This window comes from Novosphingobium sp. (assembly GCF_040079535.1).
Lineage (GTDB): Bacteria > Pseudomonadota > Alphaproteobacteria > Sphingomonadales > Sphingomonadaceae > Novosphingobium.
The window spans coordinates 52,671-74,467 of record NZ_JBEBKB010000012.1 but is presented as its reverse complement, the minus strand read 5'-3'; the positions used below and the strand labels follow the sequence as shown (position 1 = coordinate 74,467).

The following is a 21,797-nucleotide window of genomic DNA, read 5'->3' as shown; positions in this document are numbered from 1 at the left end:
TCCCCAGCGGGAAATGGGGAAGCGGTGGTTCGATCTCTTTAAGGACAGACTTCAGTCTTCCGTGCTGTTTCAGGCCGGAGCGGGTCCGGTAACTTCCACACCTACCGCTAAAGCTGCCGCTGCCAGCTGCCTGTCTAGCGTGGCCAGCCGGTGCCCACCCAGCGATGCGACCGCGAGGTGCAAGGCATCGCCGGCCCTGATCCCCAGATCGGCGCGATCACAAAACCGTGCAGCCAGGGCGAAGGCTTGATCGGAAACTGTGACGGCGGTCAGATGGTCGCGCTGGACTATTTGCCAGTTGGACAGCATCTGCGCCTTCGCGGGCGGGTCAATTTCACCGCGCCGAAGTTTCAGCGATACCGCGCTGGAAAATTCGGTCACCCCCCACGCGCTGATGCACAGCGCGTCCGCTTCCTGATCGGCCAGCCAGGCTTGAACCGCCCCGGCCATCGGCTCATTCGACAGGCCTGCAACGCACAGCGAAGTATCGCAATAGATCATCAATACCGATCCGAATCCCGCATTGCGCGGACAAATTCTCCGGCGCTTTGCACCTGCATCGGCAGCCCTTCGGTCATTTTGGCCAGTGCTGCGCGATCAAAGCGGCGTTTCGGCTTGTTCGTTTCAGGCGGAACCAGCCGCGCGGCGGGTTTGCCATGCCGAGTTATTTCTACGCTCTCGCCCGCCTCGGCACGGTCGACAAGTTCGCTCAGGTGGGCTTTGGCATCGGCAAGTTTGACTGAGCTCATTATTCGGTTCCTGACCAGAATTTTGGTCATATATCTCAGATTTGCCGATTTTGCAAGAGCAGTATGCCCCTCAAGCCTCCAGCTCAACATCCCAGTACAGCCAATCGCGCCAGGTTTCATGCAGGTAGCCCGGCGGAAAGCCCTTGCCGCGGTCTTGCAGGTGCCAGGTGGTGGGGCGGATCGGTTGTTCCAGCAGCGGCATTCTGGCCTGGGCCGGGGTGCGGCCGCCTTTCTTAAGGTTGCACGGGGCGCAGGCCGTGGCGACGTTTTCCCAGCTTGTCCGCCCGCCCAGCCGGCGCGGGATCACGTGATCGAAGGTCAGCTGGTGAAGGCTGCCGCAATACTGGCATTGGAACCGGTCACGCAGGAACAGGTTGAAACGGGTGAAGGCCGGGTGCTCGCTGGGCTTCACGTAACTGCGCAGCGCGATCACGCTGGGGATCGGCATGGTCCAGCTGGGTGAATGCACTTCGCGCACATAGGATGCGACGATATCGACCCGTTCCAGAAACACCGCCTTGATCGCCGTTTGCCAGGGCCACAGGCTGAGCGGATAATACGATAGCGGGGTATAGTCTGCGTTCAGCACCAAGGCCGGGCAATCGGACAAATGCCTTGAGGGATCACCCTCTGCGCTGCGGAACCGGGCCGCGCGCTCAATCAGCTCCGACTTGAGCATGCCCCCTGATAGGCGGGCGCGGTTGCGGTTGTGTGACAGCGCATGCCGGATAGAGACCATGTCCGGCCTGCCCGCGTCAACCCTTGCCACGGCGTGCAATCCACAGGACAAGCAGGTTGTGATACATCGGACACGCTTTGCCCCCAGCCCAAATGGCCTGCTGCACCTGGGCCATGCCTTTGCGGCGATCATGGCGCATGATCTGGCGCGCCAGCAGGGCGGCGCGTTTCTGCTGCGGATCGAGGACATCGATGGCACCCGCAGCCGGGCCGCGCTGGTGCCCGAAATTCTCGCCGATCTGGAATGGCTGGGGCTAAGCTGGGATGGCCCGGTGGTGTACCAATCTGATCGGCTGGCAAGCTATGCTGCGGCTGGAGAGCGGCTGATGGCGCAGGGGCTGCTTTATCCGTGCACTTGCAACCGGGCCGAGGTGGCGATGGCGGCGCGCGATATCGGGCCCGATGGGCCGATCTATCCGGGAACCTGCCGCGGCAAGACCGCGCCGCCTGGTGCTGATGCGGCCTGGCGGATCGATATGGCCCGCGCCAGCGATCTGGCCGGACCGCTATGGTGGGAGGATGAACTGGCCGGGCGGCAATTGGCCGGGCCCGAGGCGTTCGGCGATGTCGTTCTGTTGCGCAAGGAAGCGCCGGCCAGCTATCACCTGGCCGCGACGCTGGACGATGCCGCTGATGGCATCACCTTGGTTACGCGCGGGGCTGATCTGCTGCGCGCCAGCCATATCCACCGCTTGCTGCAGGCTCTGCTCGATCTGCCGGTGCCGGGCTGGCACCATCATGGCCTGCTGGTTGAAGCAGACGCCAATGGACAACCGCGCAAACTGGCCAAGCGGCGCGGATCACCGGCGCTGGCCGATCTGCGCCGAACCGGGGAAGATGGCCGGGCGCTGGCCGCTGCCCTAAGGGACAGGCGCTTGCCCGCTGGCATTTCGTTGGCGGCAGGAGTAGGGATGGCGCCATGACTTACCTGCTTGTTCCTGTGGTCTTGGTGCTGATGGCGCTGACCGTGATCACCCTGGTGCGCGGCATTGCCGCTTTCCTGCAATCGACCCGCGAAGAGCTTGACCAGGACGAGAGCAGCGGCCCCAGCGCGATGCAGCTGAAGCAGAACAAGCTGATGATGCGCCGGATCGTGTTTCAGGCGGCGGCAATTGTCGTGGTCGCGATAATCCTGTTTTCGGCGCAAAAATAGCATGGTCAAACTCAACAAGATCTACACCCGCACTGGTGATGACGGGACCACCGGGCTGGTCGATGGATCGCGCCTGCCCAAGCATGCCGCACGGATGGAATCGATCGGTGCGGTAGATGAAGCGAATTCGGTTTTGGGGCTTGCCGCAGTTTCGCTGATGGGCACGGCGCATGCTGATCTGATCACCCGAATCCAGAATGATCTGTTCGATCTGGGTGCTGATCTGGCCACACCTGGGGATGATTTCGCTCCATCTGAAATGACCCTGCGGATCGTCCAATCGCAGGTTGATTGGCTGGAAACAGAGATTGACCGGCTCAACGCCGCCCTGCCGCCGTTGACCAGTTTTATCCTGCCAGGCGGCAGCGAACAGGCGGCCCGGGTCCATATTGCGCGCGCTGAAACCCGCCGGGCAGAGCGCAGCGCGGTGGCGCTGGCCGGGGGTGGCCCGGTCAATCCAGCGGCGCTGGCCTATCTCAATCGCTTGTCAGATCTGCTGTTTGTGCTGGCCCGGGCGATCAATTTTGCGGGCTCTGGCGACGTTCTTTGGGTGCCCGGCCAAAACCGCTAGACCACCGGCTTGCAGCCCGCTAACCACCCGCACTTGCTGCAGATGCGAAGGGGTTTAAAAATGCGGACAGTGGCGGTGATCGGTGCGGGCCAGATGGGATCTGGCATCACCCAGACTGTGGCGCAAAACGGCATCAGGGTTTTGCTCTCCGATATCGATATCGCATTGGCAGAAAAGGCCAAATCCGGGATCGACCGGGCGCTGAGCAAGCTGGTTGCGCGCGAGAAAATCACCCCGGATGAAGCCGTCGCAGCGCTCGCCCGGATCACTCCGATCGCCGATTATTCCGCGATGGCAGAGGCCGATCTGATCATCGAAGCGGCGACCGAGAAGGAAGAGATCAAGCGCAAAATTTTCGAAAGCGTGGGCAAAGTGCTGCGCGAAGATGCGATCCTGGCATCCAACACCAGCTCGATTCCGATCACCCGGATGGCAACCTCTTCTCCGGATCCTGCGCGGTTTATCGGGCTGCACTTTTTCAACCCCGTGCCAGTTATGCAACTTATCGAGGTTATTCCAGGACTTGCTACTGCCAAAGATACCGTTGCGCGCACCCGCGCCTTTGCTGAAAGCCTGGGCAAGCAGGTGGTCCTGGCCGAGGATGAACCCGGCTTCGTGGTCAACCGGATCTTGCTACCGATGATCAACGAGGCGGTCTTCGTACTGGGGCAAGGAACCGCCAGCATTGCCGATATCGATAAGGGCTGCCGGCTGGGCCTAAATCACCCGATGGGCCCGCTTGAACTGGCCGATTTCGTCGGGCTTGATACCTGCCTTGATATTGTACGGGTGCTTTATAACACCACCGGTGACAGCAAATATCGCCCCGCCCCGTTGCTGATGAAATATGTTGAAGCCGGATGGCTGGGCCGCAAATCCGGGCGGGGTTTCTATGATTACTCTGGCGAAGCGCCGGTTCCCACGCGCTAAGCTCTTGCCAATCCAGCCCATGCAGCTAGCTAGGGCGGGATGAAAGCGGTTATCCTTTGTGGCGGGCAAGGCACACGCATTCGCGATGTTGCCGATGATATTCCCAAGCCAATGATCCGGATCGGCGATCGGCCGATTTTGTGGCACATAATGCAGATCTATGCCGCCAGCCAGATCAGTGACTTCGTGCTGTGCCTTGGGTACAAATCGTGGTCGATCAAGGAATACTTCCTTAATTTCCACGCACAGGTCGCTGATATCACCGTCTGCCCCGGAAAGCCTGGTGCGGTAGAATTCGATACCGGTGATTTTCCCGAAAGCGACTGGCGGATCGAACTGATCGAAACCGGGGTTAACGCAATGACCGGTGCGCGGCTGTGGCGGGTGCGCGATCGGCTGGCCGGGCAGGAACTGTTCTGCTTTACATATGGTGACGGCGTGGCCGATCTCGATATCGCCCAAGTGGTCGCGTTTCATCGCCGACACGGCAAGATCGGCACAGTAACCGGGGTCCGGCCGCCGGGCCGGTTTGGGGTAATGGCGGTTTCCGGTGACGCTATCAGCGCGTTCAGCGAAAAGCCGCAGACTGGCGAAGGCCTGATCAACGGCGGCTTTTTCGTGTTCGATAAGCGCGTGTTCGATTATCTGGATGCCGATCCGGGATTGGTGTTCGAACAGGAACCGCTGCGGCGCTTGGCCGAGGATGGCCAACTGATGCTGTTTGAACATTCGGGCTTTTGGCAGCCGATGGACACCTACCGCGAATGGAAACTGCTGAACGATATGTGGGATAACGGCCAGGCGCCCTGGAAACGCTGATGTTCGGCGATGTTTACCGCGGCAAACGAGTGTTCGTTACTGGGCATACCGGCTTCAAGGGATCGTGGCTTTGCCTGTGGCTGGAACGATTGGGGGCCCAGGTCCACGGGTTTGCGCTTGCCCCGCCGACCGAACCGAGCCTGTTTGAACAGGCTGGGATTGCCGCCGGGATAACCCACACAATCGGCGATGTGCGCAATTGCGCTACGCTTGAAGCGGCCCTGATGGCGGCCAATCCGCAGTTTGTTTTCCACCTGGCTGCGCAGCCGCTGGTGCTGGAAAGCTATGCCCATCCAGCAGAAACCTTTGCCACAAATGTCACCGGCACGATCAATCTGATGGAAGCGATCCGGCGCACTGCCACCCGGGCGGCGGTGGTGATGGTGACAACTGACAAGGTCTATCTCAACCGTGAAACCGGGCAGGCATACTGTGAGGATGATCCGCTGGGCGGGCACGATCCCTACAGCGCCAGCAAGGCGGCAATGGAAGTGGCAGTGGCGTCTTGGCGCAGCAGCTTTTTTTCAACGGACAAATTGGCCGATCACGGCATTACCATGGCCACGGCCCGGGCCGGCAATGTAATCGGCGGCGGGGATTGGTCGGCAGGTCGGATCGTGCCTGATCTGGCCCGCACGCTGGCAGCCAATCAGCACCCCGTGCTGCGCAACCCCCAGGCGCTGCGGCCCTGGCAACATGTGCTGGAACCGCTGGGCGGCTATCTGTGGCTGGGTGCAATGCTGGCCGGCCCGAATGGCGCACGTTTTGCCGAAGGCTGGAATTTTGGTCCCGATCCTGAAGATGCCCGGCGGGTAGGTGATCTTGCCGATGCGATGTTGGCTGCCTGGGGGCGGCCCGGCTGGGGGGATGGCCACGATCCAGCCGCACCTCATGAAGCCGGTCTGCTGCGGCTGGCGATTGACAAGGCGCGGGCAGAGCTGGGCTGGCAGCCGATTTGGCAATTTGGCCAGACGATCCAGCGAACAGCGGGCTGGTATCAGGCCGTTCTGGAGCGCGGTGAAGCAACCCGCCGGGCTTGTGAGGCCGATCTGGATGCCTATCTGGCAGACGCCAGCGCGGCTGGCGCGCCTTTCGTCTAAACGAAGCGCTTCTTCAAAGTCCGCACTGTTGACCAGGCCCTGCTGGGCGGGTTGGCCAGCAATGCCGCCGCCGTTTCGCTCGCTTCCTGGACATTGGCCAGCGGCATCGGATCGCCTGGATAAAGCCGCGCACATTCAAGCAGGTTCCTGAACGAGCGCCAGCCATCAAGCATCCGGCTTTCACGGCGAACCTGCGGCATCCGGCGGATCGCCAGATCATAATCCAGCCCATGCAAACTGGCGAAACTGCGGCCCCATTGCAGCATTTCTGCCCGCCCGGTCTTGGTGTTGGCCATCATCAGATCAAGCATGCGCTGCTTCGAAACCCCAGTTCTGTGTTCATGCAGGAACGCTGCCTGGGTGTGGCACTCAAATTGGATCGCTGGCATCGAGAATGAAAGCGTACCGATTTCGCCGGTCGGGAAATCGCGGTGAAACGGGATCAATCCTTCTTCCAGGAAAGCGTTCTTCTCAAGCTTGAACAGCGCCGCCCCGATCGAGTGTGATGAACGGCCCGCAATCGCAAAGGGGGCCTTGCTGTAGAGATACCGCTCAACCGTCGCTGTGATGGCGAAGCTCGAATAGATATCGGGGATCTGTGATTGAAAGAAGCTGCCGTCCTTGGCGCGCGCTGCGCGGATCACATCGGCATGGATAATCCCGCCGGTGTAGGTTTGCGGAAGGCGCGCCTTGGGGCGGACCAGCCGCAGAATATCGGCCACAGCATCGCTGCTGCGCACAGTAACCACAGCTTGTGAAAGCGGCACCGTTAGCGCCGGTTCGCGGTCTGATGTAACTTTGGGCCAGTTGTAAAAACAGGTCTCGCTGCTCAATGCCATGAGCCCGCTGGCCTCAAGCATGGCTACGGTCGGTTCAAGGCGGCCAGCCACCAGCCCGTCATCATCGCCCAGCATCACGATCCAGCCGCTGTCCACATGACCTAGCGCAAATTCATAATTGTGCGCCATCGATAGCCGTGCGCCGGTGTTGACATAGCGGATGCGGGCATCGGAAAAGCTATCCACCACTTCGCGCGTGGCGGGGGACGAAGCGTTATCGGAAACCAGGATCTGCAGCCGATTGCACGGTTGGGCCACCACCGTCTGCAAGCAGTGCCGCAGCGTATCTGCCCGTTCACGGGTGGGAATTACGACAGTGATCGGCTGGGTCACGGTGATACCTGAGGCTCGGAATTCTGGCACCAATCTGACTAGACCCTTGCGGGGTAACTGATGCGCGGCTAGCCCGCTCCTATGCGAACCGGCATCAAAGTCAACATTGCCGCAAATCTGCTGGCACGCGGCTGGAACGCCTTGATGTCGTTCATTTTCGTGCCGGTCTATTTGCGCTTTATCGGGGCCGAGGGTTACGGCTTCATTAGCCTTTATACCACGCTGGTCGCGCTGTTCGCTTTGCTTGATTTTGGCCTTGCGCTAACCGCAAACCGCGAAATTGCCCGTTATGGCGCGCGCGACGATGAACGCAGTCAGGCCCGCGCGATGTTGCGAACGTTTGAGGCGGTCTATTGGATGATCGCCGCCGTGATCGGTACCGCGATCGCGTTGATGGCCGATTTTGTGGTGCACAGCTGGATCACGTTGCAAAATATTCCGCCGGAGCAGGCGATCAGCGGGGTGCAACTGATGGGACTGGTCGCTTTTGTGCGCTGGCCGGTCTCGCTCTATGTCGGGGTTTTGCAAGGGATGCAGCGACAGGTTGCTGCCAACCTGATCACCACAATCAGTTCAACCGCCGCGGGGGCCGGGGCAATCCTGATCCTGTGGTTGGTGGCGCCGCGGGTGGATTTGTTTGTTGGCTGGCAAGTTCTGGTGTTCGCGGTTCAGATCGTGGCGCTCAGGATCGCGGCCTGGCGCGGGCTGGCATTGGCGGGCGACAAGCCCCGCGCTCGGCTCTCGATCCTGCGCCAAAGCGCCGGCTTTTCGATGGGCATCATGGGGATCACCCTGCTCTCGCTGGTCCTGACCCAGCTTGACAAGCTGCTGCTGACCAGGCTGCTGAGCCTTCGGGAATTTGGATACTATTCGATCGCTTCCAGTATAGCGGGGCTAATCGCGATGGCTGGTTCAGCGGTCCAATCCGCGACATTCCCAGCGTTGACGAGCGCGATCGAGCGCGGAGATCGCGTCCTGGAAAGCGAGTTGTATCATAGCGCAAGCCGGGCTGTTGCGGTGCTTATCCTGCCAGCAGCGATCACCCTGGCTGCATTCGCCCCCGAAATCTCGCTTGTCTATTTACAGGATCCAGAAGCGGCCGACCGAATAAGCGGTTTTCTGACACTTCTTGCCCTGGGCCATACCTGCCTCGCCTTGGTCCTGATCCCCTATGCGCTTCAACTTGCTAGCGGGTGGACCAGCCTTTCTCTTTACAAAAATATCGTGGCAATCGCCATTTATTTGCCGTCATTGCTATTGGTGGTTCCCAAATTCGGAGCCTACGGCGCGGCGGCTTGCTGGTTTGGGCTGACATTCAGCTATTTGTATTTTGATGTAGCGATCATGCATCGCCGCATTCTGGTGGGTGAGCAATGGCGCTGGTACAAAAATGTATTGGGACTGCCGTTGATTTTTTCAATTGGAATATTGGGCATAGCCCGCATGGCCATTCCAGATGATCTGCTGCTCTGGCAAAAATTTGGATTTATTCTATCCGCAGCGCTGTTGGCCCAAATATCTTGCTTGATGATAATCAAGGAGTTTCGGACTGGGGTGCTTGCAAAGCTTCGCAGAATTCAAGGCTGATTTTCCCAACGCTTGGCCGCATGATCAAATCGCTTCAGCACCCGGGCCGGCACTCCGCCAACCATTGTGAACGGCTCGACATCGCGTGTAACAACAGAATTCGCCGCAACAATGGCACATTCGCCAATGCTCAATTCAGAAGTCGAACTGATAAACGCGCCATACCCGATCCACGCGCCATCGCAGACAGTGACCGTGCCGGATGACATCGGCTGGTTCAGCACGCTTGTGCCAGGGTCATCAAATCCATGCTGGCCTGCGCTGAGGTAAACATTGTCACCAAATGTTACATCGTTGCCGATCTTGATCGTTCCACATGCCGATAAGGTACAGCCCCGGCCAACGTAGGAATTTTCGCCAATCGTTATCCGCGAGCCAATCGGCGGATCATGCTCCTTGACGGTGACGATATGACATCGGCGGCTGATGGTGGAGCCTGCGCCAAGCGATACACCGGCCATCCCTTCGATGACTGCGAACGGACTGACAAATGCCCCGGATCCCATTCCAGCCAGCTTTCGGCGGAACACCAGCGGCGCATATATTCGGTGCAGCAGTGCTTCGAATCGAAAAAATGGAAAGGCGTGCCGCATTGGTTCTCGTATCATTTCTTGCAGGGCTTCGGCTAGGTCTGCGGCAATCCAATGCCACAGTTGCCCAACGGGGCCGAGATCAAAGAAACTTGAGTGCCGGCACCGCGACCAGAAATTTGCCGCCCCAATCGGCAATATGGCCTTGCGAAGCCAGCACTTCTGCGGCGATGTTCCACGGCAGGATCAGCACAAAATCGGGTTTGTGTTCTGCCAGTGCGGTGGGCGCCAGCACCGGCACATGGCTTCCGGGCAGAAACCGGCCCTGCTTGCTGGGCGCTGCATCGCAGACGAAATCGACCAGATCGGCGCGCACCCCGGCATAGTTCAGCAATGTGTTGCCCTTGGCTGCTGCGCCATAGGCAGCAACGCGCCTGCCGTTGCGGCGGGCTGAGATCAGAAATTCGAGCAGGTCAAGCTTGATCCGTTCGGCCTCGGCTGCAAGCCTTGCGTACCAGGCCGGATCGGTCACGCCTGCCGTCTGTTCGCGCGTCAGCATTGCCTGCACAGCGGAACTGGCCGGATGGGATGCGCCGGCGCGGCAGGCATATACCCGCAGCGATCCGCCGTGGGTCGGCACTTCCTCGACATCGAATATCCTGAGGCCTTGCGATGCAAAAATCTTGGCTACAGCGGTCAGGGACAGGTACGAATAATGCTCGTGGTAGATGGTATCAAACTGGCAGCCATCGATCAGGTTGACCAGGTGCGGGAATTCAAAGGTTGCGACTCCCTCAGGCGCCAGCAGGATTGCAAATCCGGCAACGAAATCGTTGATATCGGGTACGTGTGCCAGAACATTGTTGGCCGCCGTCAGACTGGCGTGACCGCGCTCTGCAACCAGCTCGCGGGCCAGCTCCGTACCAAAGAACCGCTCGATGCTCTCAATACCCTTGGCGCGCGCGGCCGCTGCGGTCGAAGCAGTAGGCTCGATCCCGCTGCACTTGATCCCGTGCTCGGCGACATATTGCAGTAAATAGCCATCGTTCGATGCGACCTCTACCACCCAGTCATCGCTGCCAAGCTTGAAGCGATCGACCACCTTGCCGACATAGGCCTTGGCGTGTGCCAACCAGCTCTGCGAGATTGACGAAAAATAGGCGTAGTCAGCCGTAAACAGCTCGTGGCTGGCGTGGAACGAAGGGATCTGCACCAGCCAGCATTGGTGGCAGACATAGACCTGGAGCGGCGCGTAGGCTTCGGTCCCTTCCAGCTGTGCAGCGCTGAGGTATGCGTTCGATGCGGGCTGGTGACCCAGATCGATCACCTGCTGGTCCAGTGCAGCGTTGCAATGCCGGCAGTTCATACGGCGATTCCTTTGAAGTTCCGGTCGATCAACGGATGGCTTGCATCGCGCTGCGAAAGGCCGCCGATCGGCAGGGGCCACCGAATTGCCAGTGCGGGATCATCGCAGCGCAGCCCCCCTTCGTGGGCCGGAGCGTAGGCCGCAGTGTGGAGGTAAAGCAGCTCGCTATCCGCTTCAAGCACCTGGAAGCCATGCGCACAGCCTTCGGGGATGAACAGCGCTTGTGCCTTGTCGGGTGTCAACTCTACAGAGAAATGCTGCAGGAATGTTGGCGATCCCAGGCGCAGGTCAACGGCCACATCATGTACCCGGCCGTGCAGGCAACGTACCCATTTGCCCTCAAGCGCAGGGGCGGTCTGATAATGCAGCCCGCGCACCGATCCAGGCTGACGGGTCAGGCTGCGGTTGATCTGGACAATTGGGCGTGGGCCATGCGCGCCGTTCAGCAAATCGGAGTCAAACAACCTTGCAAATTCGCCGCGGGCATCGCCGATCAAGTGGCTGGTTGCCAGATACAAGCCGGCAATCGGGCTGGGCTGTTCCACTTGCATGGCAGGGGGCGGAAAGGTGTCTGGCAAAGCGGAACTTTCCTTAGCCGAGCAGGCTGCGCCGTCAATCCGGTGTAATTGAAGCCAGGCGGCTTCAATCCAGATGAGATGCGCGCGGGGGCATCAGGCGCTCGGCATAGTCCCGTGCCAAGCGGTCCCAGAAGTTCGTTTCGTCCCACACAGTTTCCACGCCGCCAAGGCCGATCCGCCGCATCGGTTCGGAAAAATCAATTTGCTTGGCCAGCTTGAACGGCACGGGAATGTTAAGCCTGCTTCCGATTTCCCGCGCAAACCGGGCAGTGAAGTCGCCCTGGCTTTCGGCGTAGCCGCTTGGTCCGCAAAGTTGGGCCTGGGCCATGCCCGGTTCCAGTGCGGTGAAATCGGCATAGGCGCGGGCGAGTTGGTCAACCGGGATATTGTCACGGACAAAATCAGGTGTCCGAACCTCAGGAGCGCTATTTGATATCCATGTTTTCACCAAATAGGTGCAAAAGCGTTCTTGCTCAAGCGGACCAAACGGGTTTGGCACAATGAATTTTCCCAGTGCCAGCCCGGCCTCAGCAGCATAGAATTCAAGCGCTTGCCAGCTCAGCCACTTGCTGAGGCCATAGGGCGTGATCGCCTGATCCAGCTGATCGCCCCTGGCCGCGCCGGGTTCAAACACGGTGCCAGTCCATACCATCCGCCCGGTTCCAGCTGCCTTGGCCGCAAGACAAGTCGCGCGCATCCCGGTCAGGTTAGCACTGACTGCCCGGCCCAGATCAAAATCGGCGCTACGGTAATCGCGCACATCGCTGGCATGGAAGCACAGCCGATCAAATCCCTGCCCGGCCAAGTCCAACATGGCGGCACTGCCATAGCTTGCCGCTTCGACCAGCTTAACGCCTGCTCCAAGCAGCAAGGCTATGCGGCGGCGCTCAAGATCGGGATAATCGGCGGCCTTGCCCTGCAGGGTGCCGACTACATCATGCCCATCGCCCGCCAGTGTTGCCGCAAACCATGCCCCGGTGAACGAGCTCGCCCCGGTCAGCAAGATACGCATCGGGGTCAGTCCCACAGGTTCATATCCTTGAGAAGTTGCGCGATGTTTTCGCGGTAACGGGCAAAGCTGAACTGGCGCGCCCGGATCTGGGCATGGGCGCGCCAGCCATCAAGCCGGTCGCGATCCTCAATTGCGCTCATCATTGCAGCATAGAGGCAATCAGCATCCATCCGGTCCAGCAGTATTCCGGTTTCGGGTGATACCGCGTCGGCACACCGGTCTGACTGGATCAGCGCGCAGCCGGCCGCCAGTGCCTCGTAGAGCGTGATGCCGGCGCCCTCGAAATAGCTGGGCAGCAAGAAAACATCGTGCGCTGCCATTATGGCAGGAACATCGGCGCGGGCCACCGTAGGCAGATATGTGACGCGCTGGGCATAACGCGCGAACATTTCACGCGGGATTTGCATATCGCCCACGATGGTCAATTCTGCCGCGTTCCCGGGAATGCGCGAAACGGCATCAAGCACCAGATGGATGCCCTTGCGCGGGATCACGAGACCCAGAAAGAGAAATTTGACCGGCCGCTGGCGATCAACCGGGCGGGGGGCTGGCAGATGCTCGAAAAGTGCCTCGTCATAGCAGTAGTTCAGCACCCGGGTCTTGGCCGCCAGCGCAGGATCATCGACGGCCTCGATCAGCGTGCTTCGGGCAAAGTTGCTGCCCACCAGGATCTGATCGGCCAGGGCATACTCCTCGCGATCCGTGTCGATGGTCGATTGCGGAACGCGCCGTTCGGTGGGAACGAACCAATCATTGTGGCTCGCTGCCAGCTTGTCCATCATGGCATTGTACACCGCGAAATCGCCGTTGGTCCGATCGAGGATGCAGGTCCGGCCGTTTTGCTTGCCGAGTTTGAACGTGGAAAGCGAACTTGCGTTGTAACCCCACAGTGCAAAGCGTGAGGTTGATGCAACGTCGCGGGCGAGGTGATCGACGAAGCGGCGATTGCCCCAGGCATCAATCCGCTGCGCTACTTGCCGTGCCCCGGCGCGCATAGCGATCCGTTCAAGCCATTCGGCGATCCCTGTTGTGCGGACCAGCGCCGGATCGATTCCATCGTGCCGGAAACGCCGAAATTCGCGGTGCAGCCGTGCTGCGATGGGCCCGGGCAAGACCTTCTCAAGCGAGTAAGGGAAGCGGCCGGGTTGATAGAAAATCGAGGTCGCATACCATTCCAGTCGCTGCAATTGTTGCAACGCCAAAGCAGTCTGCCAGCTGTGCTGGGTGCCGGGATGAAAAACCGCGGTGCGCATCAATGGTGCCAACGGCTAGCCATATTGCCATGATCGCGCAAAGAAAATTGCAGCGTGGTATTGCGATAACTGGCCGTATTGGAAAATAATTTTCCTACAATAAACCGTATAGGCTAATTGACTGGTTCCGATTCGAAAAGGAACCGAAATGCCCACTCCCATCCAGAATCCGGTTGGCTATGCCGTTACCCGGGCCGTCGCCTATGCCGATGTTGATGGCAGCATGATCCAGGTTGCTGCTGCCAATCCTTTGCCCGTCTCATTTGGCGCTCCCTCCACGACGCCGCTAAGCGCCAGCACCGGTGCCAGTACGGTTGCCGGCCCCTATCAACCGGCACTGGGCCGTGCGGTGATGCTGGTGCTGACCGGCACCTGGACAGGCTCGGTCAGCGTCACCCGATCTACCGATGGCGGCACAACCCGCCAGCCGCTGACTGTAAACGGCAGCGCCTGGGGGCAGTTCACCAGCAACGTCTGCGAAGCTGTGTGGGAAGAAAGCGAGAGCGCGGCGCGGCTCTATCTCGACATCACCCTATCGGCCGGCACCGTAAACTATCGGCTTGCTCAATGAGCGCCGATATCATCGCGCGCGGCCTTGCTGCCGCGCAAGCCCGCTCGGCAAATACCCAGGTCTTGCAGCGCGCCATCCGCACCAACGCCTTCTTTCCGCAGCCTTTATGGCGTTGCCCGGCAAACGATGTGGCGACAATCACCGTCCCTGCTGCAAGTGCCGCATCGACCATCGCTGGCACCAACTATGTCAGCTTTTCCGATGCCAGCCGGATCAAATGGCTGGCGGGTGCGGCCAACAAGGATGGCAACGGAAATTTCTTCGCGCGCGGTACCTGGTATGTCGGCGGGCGGACCACAAATTATGCCAGCTTTGAAATCGAGTTCGTTGGCAGCAAGTTCGAATTCATCCTGACATCCAGCGCGATTGACGGCGTCTCGCAGCCCAACCTGCGTGTGCTGGTGGGCGATCGCATTGCCGGAACCGCTGCAGTTCCGGCCGATGGTGGGGCCCGGCATATCGCTGTCCAATTCCCCGCCGCTGCAGCGCGCCGGGTGCGGATCGAAGTGGCTGGCGGGGCCTTCTATGCGATGAAATTTGCCGCGCTTTCGGAAGTCAGCCCGGTCAAACGAAACTACCCATTGGTAACTGTGATCGGCGACAGTTTCGGCGAGGGAACCGGCACAATCCCGTACGATGGCGAAGCCATTTCCGCTATCAGGGCGATCGGGTGCAATTGCGCCTTGGCTGCCGTGGGTGGGACCGGAATCCTCAACCCCGGGGCTGGCGGCAAGGTAAATTGGCAGGATGCCAACCGCCTGTCCGATCTGGCGCTGAACGGCTTCACCGATCAGATCAGCGGTTCCGCGCCCAATCCGGCCATGGCGGTGATCATGATGAGCGTGAATGACAACGCCATGGGCTCTGCCAACTGGGGCGGTGCGGCGACCTATCAGGCAGCGGTTGCCAAGGGGCTATTTGCCTTGATCGATCACTGGCAAACGCAGCGCCCCGGCAAGCCGCTGGTGGTGTTTGGCCCAACCTGGCCAAATGAAAACCCAACGCTCGACATCTTCCGGATCCGCGATGCAGGCCAAGAGGTGTGCCACGGCACCCCCAATGTGTGGTTCATCGACCGGCTTGGCCCTGGCCCTGCGCTGCGTAAGGGCACGCTTAGTTCCACTGCCACTACCGGCACGCTAACCAATGCCAGCAAAATTATCTCTGCGCTGGGTTCGGTCAGCGGGGTTGGGATCGGTTCGGCAGTGATCGGCAGCGGCATTCCGGCAGGCGCGCGGGTCGCCTCAATCGATTCAGCGAGCCAGATCACGCTTGATGTCAACGCCGCTGCTGGCGGCGCTGGCGTGGCGCTTTTGTTCCGCAATGATGCCGCCGCTTTGTACACGACCACCAGCGATAGCACGCACCCCAGTGCGTCTGGCCACAACCATGATGCGCTCTGGATGGCCCGCCAATTGCACCACCTGATTTTCACCCAATTCGCCTGATCTGGCGAAGGAGCACAATAGCGATATGGCCGACTTCCTTTTCTCCGACATCCTGAATCAGAACTTGCGTTCGGGCACCGACATCATCCAGACCAGCGGCCGCGATACCATCGGCCTTGCACCATGGCGCTATGTCTCCGATGCCCTGGCTACAGCGGCATTGTTTGCCGCACATCCCCGGTTCGTCGCGCGTTCAAGCAATGGCCGCTATTGGCGCGCAGTGCCAGAAGACGGGCGCGTATCCATCGACGCTGGCGGTGCCAAGGGTGATGGCATCGCCGATGATGGACCGGCAATGCGCGCTACCCTGGCCTATGTGGCCGCAATCGGAGCACGCGGCGCATCATTTGGTGCGTCGCGCTACCGGATCGAACGGATCCTCCCTGGCGAAGCCAGCATGCCCGGCAATACCCCAATCCAGGTTGTGCGGCAAAACGATGCTGCCGTTGACTTCGGTGGGGCCACCCTTACCCGGCAAGGCGGCGGCCGCGGGATCGTCTTTGCGCCTGGCCAGCATGGCAGCGTGATTGGTTTGCCACTGGCTGCCGATGTGGTGGCGGGTTCGATGGAGGTCACGCTTGCACCGGGCGGCGCGGCTCAGCTTGTGGTTGGCGATACGGTGGTGTGGCAGCTGGGCGAACTGCCCTATGACACACCCGAAACGCTCAACTGGTCGTTTGCCATCGTGTCGGCAATCGCGGGCGATGTTGTGCGCTTGGATCGGCCGATGCCGGAATCGCTGGCTTTGGCCAGTGTCACCGGAAACAACAAGCGCCTGCTCAAGTTGCAGCCGCTGCGCGATTGGTCGGTTCGCAATGTTACCCTGGTTGGCCCCGCCGAAGAGGGAATTTCGATTACCTATGCCGAGCGCATCCGGATCGAAAATGTTGGCGCCCGCATGGTTGGCGCCGGGGTGGTGCATGCGCAATATTGCGAGGGTCTGACGCTTGATGATTGCTGGCAGGACGGCAGTCTGACTTCGCAGGGCAGCTTTGGATTTGCCTTTACCTTTGGCGAAACGCGCAACACCGTGCTCAACCGGCCGCGCGCACGCGCTACCAAGGGGCTGGTCAGTGTTGAAGCGGGCGGGCAGATCACGATTATCGCGGGCCAATTCGAGAATAGCATTGTTGATGCCCAGGGCGCATCTCTTGGTAGCCAGGTAGTGGTAGTCAACGCGGTAGGACGCGGCAGCGTGACCGTGCATGATCTGACCGTCACCGGCTTTGGCGGCTACCGTCTGCTGGAAACCAACAACGGGCAGGGTGGCTATGACGGGGTTGCAACTTTCAGCGGTACCCTGCGATTGAATCACCCCACCGCGCCGTACAGCATTCCCCTAAACAGCATCACTGGCACGCTTGAGGTTACGATCAACGCTGTCCGCGAGATCTACAATTTCGAACGTCTACGCCATTGGCGCAAACGCTTCGTGCTGCGCGATGGAGAATATCGCTATGCGTTCGGTCCGGCCGGCTTGCTGGCCCGCGCCCGGGTTTATGCGACGCCCGGGGTCACCGTGGGCACAGGCCAGCAATTGACTGGACTATGGCTGGGGCGCCAAGGCAGCAACGGTGATAACCTTGCAGGCGGCCCCAGTCAGCAGGTTGAGCCAGGCAAGGACGTAAACATTCGGACCTATGCTGGCACGGTCGCCGGGATCCAGTGGAGCCTGCGCAACCAGCCGTTGGGGCTGCTTTGCGTGACTGCAACTGGCGCTGGCCTGAATGCGGCCAATGAATTCGTTGAATTCGAAGGCTGGTTTGCCGAGCAGCCCGATCTTGACGTGGTGCTGAGCGAAGACGCGGTGCGCACCGGCGGGGTTGAACAGGACCCGCTTGAAGCGGTGTTCCCAGCCTATGACTTGCCTGCGATAGCGGCCGGGGCAAGTACCGTGGTGAGCCTGCCCATTCCAGACATGCTGGCCAGTGATTTTGTCGATTCCGTTCGGTTTATCGGCGGCTTTGCCGGGCTGGAGCTGCGCAGTGTTGAACCGCAGGCCGCTAGTCTCCGGCTGGTCATCGCCAACCCCGGATCCAGCGCTATTGATCGCGTACCAACCGAGCTTGCCGTGGCGTTCCATCACCAGACCTCTGGCACCTGACAGCCTGCTGCAAGCCTTCTGGAAATACCTTGCACCTGTCCGGCAGGTGGCTATTCGATCCCTGGGAATAACAAGGGGGCGGGTCGCTCAGATGCCGGACAGGCCATACCGTATCGGGCTGCTATTTGCGCAGTTTGCGGCCTATCACATCGATCGCTGCGAAGCTGTCGGGCGGCGTATGGCGGGCCGCGCTGATGTGCTGGCGGTTGAAGTGGCGACCAGCAGCGACACCTATGCCTGGGAAGCATCCGGCCAGGTTGCCGCAGCGCGCAAGCAGGTGCTGTTCCCCGGCGCCAACTATGATGCGATTGCCTGGCCAAGGCGGCTATGGGCGCAGTTCAGGGCGCTTCGCCGCTGCCACATGGTGCTGATCGGGATCGGTTATAACGAGCCCGATATCATTGCACTCAGCTGGCTTCTGCGGCTGTGCGGGGTGCAGGTTGTGGCGCTCAGCGAAAGCAAGTTCGATGACAAGCCGCGCCGGGCCGGAACCGAACTGTTGAAGGCGCTGATTCTTGCGCCCTATAATGCTGCGATTGTCGGGGCCAGCCGCCACCGCGCCTATTTCCGCTTCCTTGGCTTTCGCCAGCGGCCGGTGCTGCCGGGTTACGATTCAATCGGGGTAGAACGGATCCGGGCGATGGGTGGCGCGCATTTGGCGCCCATGGGCATGGCCTTTGCAGATCGCAACTTCGCCTTTGTCGGGCGTTTTGTGGACAAGAAAAACCTGATTGAACTGGTCGATGCATTTGCGCTTTATCGCGCGGCGGCGGGGCCGCGCCCGCGGCGACTGGTGTTGATCGGTTCGGGAGCCGAGGAAGCGGCGATTCGCGCCCGCGCGGAACAACGCGACGTTAGCGATGTGATTGATTTTACCGGTTTTTTGCGTGCCGAGGATGTGGCGCAACTCCTGGCCGGTAGCCTGGCTCTGTTGCTGCCAAGTCTTGAGGAGCAATGGGGTCTGGTGGTCAATGAAGCGCTTGCTTTTGGCTTGCCGGTGATCGCCTCTAGCGCAGTCGGCTCAACCGATGTGTTGGTGCGCACCATGGTGAACGGCTTTGTGGTCGAACCGGGGCAGCCTGATAGTCTGGCGCAGGCGATGCTGGCCACTGCGGGCGACGAAGCCCAGTGGAAGGAAATGGTCAAAGCATCACACGCGCGTGCCTGGCTGGGTGACACTGATCGGCTGGCGGATGCAGTTGAAGCGCTGATTGATTCCACAAATCCCGAACCCGCTGCCCGGATTGCTGAATTCTGGAGCAATGCTGCTTGCAAATCGGGATTGGGCTAGGCAAGTCGGCAACCAACCTCCGCATTTTTCCGTAAGAAGACCAAGATCATGACCGCCAGCTTTCGTTCGTCGCGCTATTCAACCAAGAAGCGCGTACTGGTTACCGGCGGGGCCGGCTTTATCGGGTCGCATCTTTGCGCGCGTTTGCTTGAAGCAGGCAATCAAGTGCTGTGCGTCGATAATTTTTTTACCGGCACACGCGGCAATGTTTCAGACCTGCTGGACCATCCCGAATTTGAACTGATGCGTCATGACGTGACGATCCCGTTGTTCGTCGAGGTGGACGAGATCTATAATCTGGCCTGCCCGGCATCGCCCGTTCATTACCAGTTCGATCCGGTCCAGACGACCAAGACCAGCGTCGTTGGCGCGGTCAATATGCTGGGATTGTCCAAACGCCTCAAGGTCCCGATCCTGCAGGCGTCGACCAGCGAAGTTTATGGTGATCCGGCGATCCACCCACAGACCGAGGACTATTGGGGCAACGTCAACCCGATTGGGCCGCGTAGCTGTTATGACGAAGGCAAGCGCTGCGCTGAGACGCTGTTCTTTGACTATCGCCGCCAGCACGGTCTGGCGATCAAGGTGATCCGGATCTTCAATACCTATGGGCCGCACATGCATCCCAATGATGGGCGTGTGGTCTCCAACTTTATCGTGCAGGCATTGCAGGGCGAAGACATCACGATCTATGGCGATGGCAAGCAAACCCGATCGTTCTGCTATGTCGATGATCTGGTCTGCGGCATGATGGCGATGATGGCTTCTGCGGATGATGTCACAGGTCCGATAAATCTTGGCAACCCGGGTGAGTTCACCATGCTGGAGCTGGCCCAGGCGGTGATAGAGCTGACCGGCTCCTCATCCAAGCTGGTCTACCGGCCGCTGCCGCAAGATGATCCGCGCCAGCGCCAACCCGATATTTCGCGCGCCCGCGATCAGCTGGGCTGGGATGTCAGCGTTCCGCTGCGCGAAGGGCTGGTCAAGACGATCGACTATTTTCGTGCGCTGATCGCACAAGCCTGATCTGGACTGATCAGGGCTGGCTGGTGGCCGTGGTGCGCGCCAGCACCATGTTGCGCAGGCGCGGGGTTTGTTTTTCAAACAGCTGCCCGAAAATCCATGCCACCAGGACGATCAGGGCCAAGAAGCCGGCATAGATCAGATAGCTGGAAATTTGGCCGTTTGGCAGGCTTTGCCGACCCACAGCCCAGCCGGCCAATTGTGCGATTGGCATCTGTACCAGGTAAAGCGAATAGCTGAACGCTGCGAGAGTGTGGGCTGCTTCCTTGAGCGGAGGGGTGCGTTGCTGAAAGTCTGAGCAGAGCAAAAGGGCGAAGGCTGCAGCCAGGACGATCTCCTCGAGCATCTCTGAGGGAAAGTAGTGCAACCTGCCCGCAACTAGAACCGCCAACACCGGTACTGCGGCGATCCAGGCGTTCAATTTGACCCGGAAAAACCACGGGATCAACCCGCACAGCCATAGCAGTAGAGTGAACAGCGGGGTCGATCGGATCGGCGTTGCCACCCAGATTGCCGGCACCAACAGTACTGCGCAGAGCAGGGCGGCCTTGGGGGAGCGGTCCCTTAGGGCGAGAATGAGGCAAGGGCCGATGAGGTAGCAATAGGCCTCGCTCGAAAGGCTCCACAGCGAAACGTTGTTGCACAAAAGGTGTTCGGAAAAAATCTGGATCAGTGCCAAATTGGCGGCGATTGCGGCCGGACCGTCGGCAGCTTTGCAATCGATCGAGGTGCCTGCCCATTGCAGGGCCAGGGTCAATGCCAGGGCCGGCAGCAGCGCGGCATAAAGCCGGGTTGCCCGATCGATCGCGTATTTTCTTGTATCGAACTTTCGCAGGATCGAGCCGCCAACCAACAGGCCGCTCATCACGAAAAAGATAACTACCGCTTCGGTGGCAAACAGGGTGACGAAGTAGAACGCCTGCTCCAGCAGGTTCAGCGGCTGTCCGGCGGCGTCAGGAAAAACCGCATTGCGCAAATGCGAAGCCGCCACTGCCAGCGCCGAAATCCAGCGCAGATGATCCAGCTGCTGCGATAATGGGCCCTGCAACAAGTCTTCGCGAAACCGCGGCCACGAGAGCGAATTTGGCTTCATCTAGAAATCGTAGCCGAACAGCTCGATATCGCGGGCATAGACTTTGGCCACGGCATCGCGGCTGGCCGGAGTATAGTGGTTGCGATAAGGTTCGCGCACGGCAGCATTGAAGTGCGGGATCGCACGCATGGCCGGATTGTGCTGATTCAGCCAGGCCTCCGTGGCGGGAAGATTTTCAAACCGGCCGAGGTGATCCAATGGCAGCTTGCCATTCTGATCGAGCAGAAAATCGGCCTGTGGCCGGAAGATTCCATCAAATTGGCCAAGGGCTTTCTGGCTTAGCCAATCGTGCACAAATTGTTCGAAAGTCTGGAATTCGGGACCACGATATCTGAGCGGGCTTCGCAGGATGACTTTGCCATCGGTTCCGCCGCCGTTCCGGGCAAAGCTCCAGGCCGATACCGCACGGTCCCACGGGTTACGGACAATGGCAAAACGCGGCAAAGCCAGCAGCAGGTCCGACATCAGCGGAAGCATTTCCCTGACCGGGAAATGGTTCACTTGCATGCCGTAAAGCGCCGAAGATATGCTGGTCCCGGCGGTGCGGGGGACGTGCAGAAATACCAGCCCGGCGCCAAGATAGGCATCCATCAGTTCGCGCCGTCGGTACTTGCGCACTTGCGCCACCAGCTGTGCCGGCAAGGCGCGGACTGCCCTGGTTCGAACCATATCTATGAAGGTGTGGAACATTCAGTGCCTCCTTTGGGAA

Annotated in this window: 23 protein-coding genes; 12 read left to right on the top strand and 11 right to left on the bottom strand. The window is 60.0% G+C overall.

Annotation, left to right across the window (positions count from 1 at the left end):
- Positions 1-69 precede the first annotated feature (69 nt).
- The 3 genes from ABL914_RS06135 to ABL914_RS06125 all read right to left on the bottom strand — a co-directional run bounded on the left by ABL914_RS06135 (position 70) and on the right by ABL914_RS06125 (position 1,428).
- The gene (locus ABL914_RS06135; RefSeq protein ID WP_391562280.1) at positions 70-501 is read right to left on the bottom strand and encodes a type II toxin-antitoxin system VapC family toxin; all 432 of its coding nucleotides are present in this window, start codon (positions 499-501) and stop codon (positions 70-72) included.
- The gene (locus tag ABL914_RS06130; RefSeq protein ID WP_391562279.1) at positions 501-749 is read right to left on the bottom strand and encodes a type II toxin-antitoxin system Phd/YefM family antitoxin; all 249 of its coding nucleotides are present in this window, start codon (positions 747-749) and stop codon (positions 501-503) included. The genes ABL914_RS06135 and ABL914_RS06130 overlap by 1 nt, the downstream gene beginning before the upstream one ends.
- Positions 750-819: 70 nt before the next feature.
- The gene (locus tag ABL914_RS06125) at positions 820-1,428 is read right to left on the bottom strand and encodes an HNH endonuclease (protein WP_391562278.1); all 609 of its coding nucleotides are present in this window, start codon (positions 1,426-1,428) and stop codon (positions 820-822) included.
- 121 nt (positions 1,429-1,549) lie between these two features.
- Between ABL914_RS06125 and gluQRS the strand changes: the two genes are divergently transcribed.
- Genes gluQRS through rfbG form a run of 6 tightly spaced genes read left to right on the top strand, consistent with a single transcriptional unit; the run spans position 1,550 to position 6,060 of the window.
- Positions 1,550-2,410, top strand: coding sequence for a tRNA glutamyl-Q(34) synthetase GluQRS (gene gluQRS, locus ABL914_RS06120; RefSeq protein WP_391562283.1), 861 nt, complete (start codon positions 1,550-1,552; stop codon positions 2,408-2,410).
- On the top strand, positions 2,407-2,640 hold the full coding sequence (locus ABL914_RS06115; RefSeq protein WP_391562277.1) for a twin transmembrane helix small protein: 234 nt from the start codon (positions 2,407-2,409) through the stop codon (positions 2,638-2,640). The genes gluQRS and ABL914_RS06115 overlap by 4 nt, the downstream gene beginning before the upstream one ends.
- Before the next feature lies 1 nt (position 2,641).
- On the top strand, positions 2,642-3,211 hold the full coding sequence (locus tag ABL914_RS06110) for a cob(I)yrinic acid a,c-diamide adenosyltransferase (RefSeq protein ID WP_391562276.1): 570 nt from the start codon (positions 2,642-2,644) through the stop codon (positions 3,209-3,211).
- 60 nt (positions 3,212-3,271) lie between these two features.
- Positions 3,272-4,141 (top strand): 3-hydroxyacyl-CoA dehydrogenase NAD-binding domain-containing protein, encoded by an 870-nt coding sequence (locus ABL914_RS06105; protein ID WP_391562275.1) that lies wholly within the window; start codon positions 3,272-3,274, stop codon positions 4,139-4,141.
- Positions 4,142-4,180: 39 nt separating this feature from the next.
- Positions 4,181-4,960, top strand: coding sequence for a glucose-1-phosphate cytidylyltransferase (rfbF, locus tag ABL914_RS06100; RefSeq protein WP_391562274.1), 780 nt, complete (start codon positions 4,181-4,183; stop codon positions 4,958-4,960).
- Positions 4,960-6,060, top strand: coding sequence for a CDP-glucose 4,6-dehydratase (gene rfbG / locus ABL914_RS06095; RefSeq protein ID WP_391562273.1), 1,101 nt, complete (start codon positions 4,960-4,962; stop codon positions 6,058-6,060). Before rfbF ends, rfbG begins: the two co-directional genes overlap by 1 nt.
- Here the strand turns inward: rfbG and ABL914_RS06090 are convergent.
- Positions 6,057-7,232, bottom strand: a complete 1,176-nt coding sequence (locus ABL914_RS06090; protein ID WP_391562272.1) for a glycosyltransferase family 2 protein — start codon at positions 7,230-7,232, stop codon at positions 6,057-6,059. The two genes, rfbG and ABL914_RS06090, sit on opposite strands and share 4 nt — an antisense overlap.
- A gap of 81 nt (positions 7,233-7,313) precedes the next feature.
- Here ABL914_RS06090 and ABL914_RS06085 point away from each other — a divergent pair, with 81 nt between their 5' ends.
- Positions 7,314-8,819 (top strand): lipopolysaccharide biosynthesis protein, encoded by a 1,506-nt coding sequence (locus ABL914_RS06085; protein WP_391562271.1) that lies wholly within the window; start codon positions 7,314-7,316, stop codon positions 8,817-8,819.
- Here ABL914_RS06085 and ABL914_RS06080 read toward each other — a convergent pair.
- The 5 genes from ABL914_RS06080 to ABL914_RS06060 form a co-directional block, all read right to left on the bottom strand.
- Positions 8,810-9,427, bottom strand: a complete 618-nt coding sequence (locus ABL914_RS06080) for an acyltransferase (protein WP_391562270.1) — start codon at positions 9,425-9,427, stop codon at positions 8,810-8,812. The two genes, ABL914_RS06085 and ABL914_RS06080, sit on opposite strands and share 10 nt — an antisense overlap.
- A 64-nt stretch (positions 9,428-9,491) precedes the next feature.
- The gene (locus ABL914_RS06075; RefSeq protein ID WP_391562269.1) at positions 9,492-10,715 is read right to left on the bottom strand and encodes a methyltransferase domain-containing protein; all 1,224 of its coding nucleotides are present in this window, start codon (positions 10,713-10,715) and stop codon (positions 9,492-9,494) included.
- Entirely contained in the window at positions 10,712-11,260 is a 549-nt protein-coding gene (locus ABL914_RS06070) for a dTDP-4-dehydrorhamnose 3,5-epimerase family protein (RefSeq protein WP_391562268.1), read from the bottom strand. The genes ABL914_RS06075 and ABL914_RS06070 overlap by 4 nt, the downstream gene beginning before the upstream one ends.
- A 97-nt stretch (positions 11,261-11,357) precedes the next feature.
- Positions 11,358-12,305: an NAD-dependent epimerase/dehydratase family protein gene (locus tag ABL914_RS06065; RefSeq protein WP_391562267.1), complete on the bottom strand. Its 948-nt coding sequence runs from the start codon at positions 12,303-12,305 to the stop codon at positions 11,358-11,360.
- A gap of 5 nt (positions 12,306-12,310) precedes the next feature.
- On the bottom strand, positions 12,311-13,558 hold the full coding sequence (locus tag ABL914_RS06060) for a glycosyltransferase family 4 protein (RefSeq protein WP_391562266.1): 1,248 nt from the start codon (positions 13,556-13,558) through the stop codon (positions 12,311-12,313).
- 148 nt (positions 13,559-13,706) lie between these two features.
- Here ABL914_RS06060 and ABL914_RS06055 point away from each other — a divergent pair, with 148 nt between their 5' ends.
- From ABL914_RS06055 to ABL914_RS06035, 5 genes are all read left to right on the top strand, one after another.
- Positions 13,707-14,129 carry a hypothetical protein gene (locus ABL914_RS06055; protein WP_391562265.1) on the top strand — a complete coding sequence of 141 codons (423 nt, stop codon included), beginning with the start codon at positions 13,707-13,709 and terminating at the stop codon, positions 14,127-14,129.
- A complete protein-coding gene (locus tag ABL914_RS06050) occupies positions 14,126-15,577 on the top strand; it encodes a hypothetical protein (protein ID WP_391562264.1) in 1,452 nt (483 codons plus the stop codon). The genes ABL914_RS06055 and ABL914_RS06050 overlap by 4 nt, the downstream gene beginning before the upstream one ends.
- A gap of 25 nt (positions 15,578-15,602) precedes the next feature.
- Positions 15,603-17,681, top strand: a complete 2,079-nt coding sequence (locus tag ABL914_RS06045; protein WP_391562263.1) for a hypothetical protein — start codon at positions 15,603-15,605, stop codon at positions 17,679-17,681.
- 91 nt (positions 17,682-17,772) lie between these two features.
- Positions 17,773-18,972 (top strand): glycosyltransferase family 4 protein, encoded by a 1,200-nt coding sequence (locus ABL914_RS06040; RefSeq protein ID WP_391562262.1) that lies wholly within the window; start codon positions 17,773-17,775, stop codon positions 18,970-18,972.
- A gap of 48 nt (positions 18,973-19,020) precedes the next feature.
- The gene (locus ABL914_RS06035; protein ID WP_391562261.1) at positions 19,021-19,998 is read left to right on the top strand and encodes a UDP-glucuronic acid decarboxylase family protein; all 978 of its coding nucleotides are present in this window, start codon (positions 19,021-19,023) and stop codon (positions 19,996-19,998) included.
- A 10-nt stretch (positions 19,999-20,008) separates the two neighbouring features.
- Here the strand turns inward: ABL914_RS06035 and ABL914_RS06030 are convergent, their stop codons facing one another.
- Positions 20,009-21,088, bottom strand: coding sequence for an acyltransferase family protein (locus ABL914_RS06030; RefSeq protein WP_391562260.1), 1,080 nt, complete (start codon positions 21,086-21,088; stop codon positions 20,009-20,011).
- Positions 21,089-21,778 carry a sulfotransferase family 2 domain-containing protein gene (locus ABL914_RS06025; protein WP_391562259.1) on the bottom strand — a complete coding sequence of 230 codons (690 nt, stop codon included), beginning with the start codon at positions 21,776-21,778 and terminating at the stop codon, positions 21,089-21,091.
- Between the last annotated feature and the right edge of the window lie 19 nt (positions 21,779-21,797).